Source organism: Acinetobacter sp. (genome assembly GCF_041911495.1).
Lineage (GTDB): Bacteria > Pseudomonadota > Gammaproteobacteria > Pseudomonadales > Moraxellaceae > Acinetobacter.
Map to the genome: position 1 here is coordinate 1 of NZ_JAYROT010000047.1, position 4,965 is coordinate 4,965.

General features: G+C 42.1%; 4 protein-coding genes, 1 tRNA gene and 1 pseudogene. 1 reads left to right on the plus strand and 5 read right to left on the minus strand.

Annotated elements, in window-relative coordinates:
* Positions 1 to 507: pseudogene (locus tag ACE3PQ_RS06330) on the minus strand (transposase); the annotation flags it as partial.
* Between the two features lie 315 nt (positions 508 to 822).
* On the opposite strand from ACE3PQ_RS06330, the gene ACE3PQ_RS06335 reads away from it, so the two are divergent.
* Positions 823 to 1,050 carry a hypothetical protein gene (locus ACE3PQ_RS06335; RefSeq protein ID WP_241571304.1) on the plus strand — a complete coding sequence of 76 codons (228 nt, stop codon included), beginning with the start codon at positions 823 to 825 and terminating at the stop codon, positions 1,048 to 1,050.
* 111 nt (positions 1,051 to 1,161) lie between these two features.
* On the opposite strand, the gene ACE3PQ_RS06340 is transcribed toward ACE3PQ_RS06335, so the two are convergent.
* The 4 genes from ACE3PQ_RS06340 to ACE3PQ_RS06355 form a co-directional block, all read right to left on the minus strand.
* Positions 1,162 to 1,238: transfer RNA gene (locus ACE3PQ_RS06340), tRNA-Val, on the minus strand.
* 47 nt (positions 1,239 to 1,285) lie between these two features.
* Entirely contained in the window at positions 1,286 to 3,475 is a 2,190-nt protein-coding gene (locus tag ACE3PQ_RS06345; protein WP_374296223.1) for a transglutaminaseTgpA domain-containing protein, read from the minus strand.
* Between the two features lie 2 nt (positions 3,476 to 3,477).
* Positions 3,478 to 4,398 (minus strand): DUF58 domain-containing protein, encoded by a 921-nt coding sequence (locus tag ACE3PQ_RS06350; protein ID WP_374296226.1) that lies wholly within the window; start codon positions 4,396 to 4,398, stop codon positions 3,478 to 3,480.
* Positions 4,399 to 4,436: 38 nt separating this feature from the next.
* Positions 4,437 to 4,965 (minus strand): AAA family ATPase (locus ACE3PQ_RS06355; protein ID WP_374296228.1); only part of this gene is annotated, 529 nt, incomplete at its 5' end.

A 4,965-nucleotide genomic window follows, 5' to 3' on the forward strand; every position in this document is an offset into this window, starting at 1 on the left:
CACCTAATTCTTTAAGGTCTAAAGTAATGCGTCTGTAACCATAGATACCATAGCTGGCATCATAAGAAGAACGAATGAGCTGTAATAAACGCTTGTCTTCAATGGTTCTGCCTGATTCGGGTTCATGTAGCCAGGCGTAATAGCCAGCACGAGCAATCTTAAGAACCCGACACATCGTTTTAATTTTAAATTGATGGCTGTACTCAAGGATAAACTGATACTTTACTCGGGCAGGCTTGCAAAGTACCTTGCGGCCTTTTTTAAGATATCTCGCTCTTCTTCAGTTTGCTTAAGCTGACTTTTAAGACGAAGGATCTCTTTCTTTGCTTCGAGTAGTTCATGTTCATCAGGGTTGTTGCGTAAAGGCTGTACGGCCTTTAGCCATTTATAAATGCTGTGCTGTGATACACCTAAACGTTCAGCCACATCAGTGACAGAATATCCACGTTCGGTAATCAATTTAACAGCTTCATCTTTAAATTCTGGGGTGTATCGTTGTCCACTCATAATGTTCTCTCCTATGCAAAAAGAATAGACGAAATTTGTCTAGGAGAGTGGTGGCAGTCCAAGAATAGACCATATTTGTCTAGGAGAGTGGTGGCAGTCCACATCACAATTAAATGACGCACTCTATGAGTTGATCACTACTCTCTATAAACTTGTAAAAAATGTGTAAAAAACACCCATCATTTATGTGATCAACATCAATAAAATTCAATAAACTTATTTAATTACAACAACTTGACCATTGATAAATTGGTGTTGAATTTTTACAAAAGAGGCGTATAGTGCGCACTATCTGTTTCAAAAGAACCAAACTGTATGAGTTTATTGCATCGTTTTGTGTTATCGAATCAACATCAAAATACACAGCGCAACCATATCGCATGCATTGAAAATGACTACGCTGGCAAATCTTGCGAGCAACTTTTTCAAATATTAGGTAATACACAAGACCAAGACCTGATCTTTGGACTCAAAAAACTACTCCTCTCTCGTGGCTATACACGTAAAGAGATTCAGCAAGTGATTCAGCCAAATCCACATTAATCTCAACGATTCATGTGCTAAAAAATGACGCTTATTGCGTCTTTTTTATTTTTGGTAAATACAGACAATAAAAAAGACTGATCAGCATCGCTCATCAGTCTTTTTGAAACTTGGTAGGCATATCCAGACTCGAACTGGAGACCTCTACGATGTCAACGTAGCGCTCTAACCAACTGAGCTATACGCCTAAGTGCTCGGAATAATATCACTATTACTTAGATAGACAAGTATTTTTTTAAGTTTTTGGTGTGATTGTATATTTCGCCAACAACTGTATCAGTTCGTTCAACCCATCTTCATTAAGCGTAGCAATATATAGATGTTGCGTATATCGCTGAATCATTTCATTAAGCTGTTGCTGTTCTGATAAGCGTAGATTGGTTTGATTATCAAGTTGTATTCGTTGCAACCACGTCAGGACTGGCTCATTCGGCTGACGATTCAATCCATTTTTTAGCAATCGCTTAGATAAATTATCAAGTGCTTGATCGAGCTTCGAACGCTTTACTTTTTGCTGACGTGATAGCCACCATACCACCAACCCAATTGCTGTGATCAATGCAACAATGAGTACAATCAGCTGCTCAGACAGATTATCAATTGAAAATTTCTTCAACCAATCTCGTTGTGTGCCTTGGTCGAAGCCCACCACTTTGCTTTGCCATTGATAACTGGCATAGTCCATCCAAATCCGTACTTGCATCAGGAAGTTACTTGAACCCGACCAATTACCCAGTGCGGTATCACCAAATACAGTGTCATTTTGATTGGCATAGTCTTGCATGCCGAGATTGACACGATCAGGTGCAATCGCAGCAGTCGGATCGATACGCACCCAACCCTCACCCGCAAACCACACTTCCGTCCACGCATGGGCATCGAGCTGACGCACTTCCCACGATGCACCATCAGGCGCAGACTTTCCGCCTTGATAGCCCACCACGACACGAGCAGGAATACCGACCATACGCATCATATTGGTGTAGGCTGAAGCATAATGCTCACAAAATCCTGCTCGAGTACGAAACAGAAAATCATCAATACGTTCATCACCAAGCAACGGTGGCGATAAGGTATAGCTGAAATGATTCGTGCGAATCCAGCTCAATACCGCATTAGCATAACGCTTCTGATCATTGCCTTGCTGTTGGAATAATTGCCGTGCAAAAGCCAATGTTTGGGTATTACGCCCCTCTGGCAACGCCAAACTGTGCCGACGAGTTAAATCATCTAGCACAATATTGGCACGTGGTTTTGGCAGAATGTAAGCAAGTTCAAACTGTTCACGACGGGCAATTTCCCCAAAGGACTGAATGCTTAAGTCAGGCTTCATACGCAGTGGAAACTGCGACACACTATGATCAAGACTATAAATCCAACGCTGAAATGTCGGCTCTAAAATCAGTTGATAATTGGCAAGTTGTACAGTTTGAGCATTAGGAATTTGATACCAATTTGGAATTTGCCATGTCGTTTGCCCACGCTCAGGCAACACACCATAGTTGTATCGTGTCATGCGACTGGGTGTCCAAGTCGTACCATCATAGTCATCCAGTACCATTGCTCGCCAATACAGATTGCTAGGCTGTGGCATTTGATTTGGATCATCAAAAACCACTCGAAACGCCAAGGCATTCGACTGACTCAGATTGGCAATATCACCTGGTGACATACTGTCGCTGACCCCAGTCGTCGCCTGTTTATTATTGGTTGGCATACTCCACAGCGGTGGAAACCGTGGAAAAAATAAAAACAACATCACCATGATCGGCGCAGCAAACACTAATAATTTTAAAACGGTTTTAAAGGCATGTTGTCGTAGTTGCTTGACCGACACGTCTTGTACCAACACTTCTTCATAAGCACTGTGATAGCTTTGCAGCTGATACATGCCATAGAAACATTGGAAAATCGCAATCAGCACCGCAATAGTGGTAAAAATACCCTGACCATATAAAAATGCTGCTGCTGCCACAAATAAGGCAAAATTAAAATGAATAATGCCATCACGATAATTTTTTAGCTCAAAACCTTTGCCCAGTAAAATCAAAGCTAAAGCTGCACAACCTGCATCGACACCAACAAAGGTGCGATACTGGGCAAAAATAATCGTCAAGCCTGTAAAAACAACACCATATTGCAATAACTTAATTTTTAAAGACTTTTGTGCTTGTACAATCGTGCCATGTTTGAAAATTTGCCATTGCCAAAGCGCCAATACCAATAGCATTAAAACCGTCTGTGCAATCGGTAAATAATAAAAATGTGGCAATAGCACCAGAAAGGTGGCGAGCAATAAGGATTGATAATTCTTTTGGCTGAGCGGGCTGTAGGCAATGCCTTGACGTACATTTTCGCTGTGCTGATTTTCTATTGCAGTTTCAAATTGACCAGTTTTGCTTTCCTTCGCCTTGAAAATTCCCATGATCAAGGCTCCTGTGCAAGCATCAATTTGGCTTGATGAAAATGCGGTTCACCCATCCCAAGCGGAAGCTGAGCTGAAGGTAATTGCAGAGAAAATGCCATATGTTGGTCAAAAGCTTGTTCCACCAAATACATGAGTTGACCTAATTTCTCCTCATGTAATGACAGTGTCATTTGAGCGTAATTAAAGTCCAATTGCTGATGTTGATGCTGTTCAAAGGTTTTGACTAATAAGCCTCGTCCTTTGGCGTATTGTTGCCACGCAATCCGATTTAACGCATCACCTGATTGAAACTCTCGCAGATGACTAAAGTCCTCATTACCCACCTGTTCACGTTCATTTTGCTGACGCAATCCATAATGCTGTAAATCAACCTCGATCGGTGCAGGTGCAATCCAAATATCCTGCTGCGGAAAGACATAACTCCACGCTTTGATGATGCCAAACGGATAAACACTAAAGAAATTAAAGCGCTCTAAACGATGCAAACCACGTTGTAGCGGTGTATCGGTAAATTGCACGACCATCGGCGATTTCAGTACGGTGATTTTCTTGGCAGTATTTTGAAACTGACAACGTAAATGCAGGTGAATTTGATTTTTTGCAGGGCGAAATTGAAATTTTAAAGTCAACGGCTGTGCAACTTGACCAAGCTGTTCCACTTCCAAATCAATCGTTAAGCCATAAAGTTGACGAAATGCCAAATAAAAACTCAGCACCAAAATCCCTGTGAGCAAAAAGCACAACGCCAAAATTAAGTTGTTGGCGTAATTCACCCCTGCAATAAAGGTAATGATCAACAATACTAAAAACAGATAACCTTCCCGATTGAAAAACACAAACACGTCATTTTGCTTGAGCGTACGTTGCTCGGTCAGCTTGAAGCGTCTGCCAATCCATTTTTGCCATCGTTTTTTAATCATATTTAGTCATCGTCAATCAGGATTTGCGTTAATTTTTTTTAAAGTTCAATCGTCTGCACAGCCTGTTTTAAATCTTGCTCCGACAGGTGAATACGATGCGCCACCACCGAAGCAAACACCGCTTGCACATCTTCATGAATCACATAACCACGCCCTTGTATCAGCGCATAGGCTTGCGTGGCACGTTTCAATGCCAATAAACCACGAGTCGATAAACCTGTGACTTTACTGCGAGTCCATGCTGTGAGTCGTTGTAAATAATCCAAAATGGCATCCGATAAAATCACTTGCTCACGCAAAGCCTGCAAACGTAGCACCTCATCTTGAGAGAGCACGGGATCAATTTCATCTAGCAATTTACGTCGATCTTCACCACGTAATAATGCCCGCTCCGCCTCAGCTGAAGGATAACCCATCGACAGTCGCATCAAGAAGCGATCAAGCTGTGACTCAGGCAAGGGATAAGTGCCCGATTGTTGTAGCGGATTTTGCGTGGCAATCACCCAAAATGGTTGTGGTAGCTGATGGCGCACCCCCTCGATCGACACCATGCCTTCTTCCATTGCC

What these genes read in the sequence shown, in the direction of transcription:
- ACE3PQ_RS06335 (WP_241571304.1), top strand. Translation starts at nt 823, where the DNA reads ATGAGTTTATTGCATCGTTTTGTGTTATCGAATCAACATCAAAATACA.
- ACE3PQ_RS06345 (WP_374296223.1), bottom strand. Translation starts at nt 3,475, where the DNA reads ATGGGAATTTTCAAGGCGAAGGAAAGCAAAACTGGTCAATTTGAAACT.
- ACE3PQ_RS06350 (WP_374296226.1), bottom strand. Translation starts at nt 4,398, where the DNA reads ATGATTAAAAAACGATGGCAAAAATGGATTGGCAGACGCTTCAAGCTG.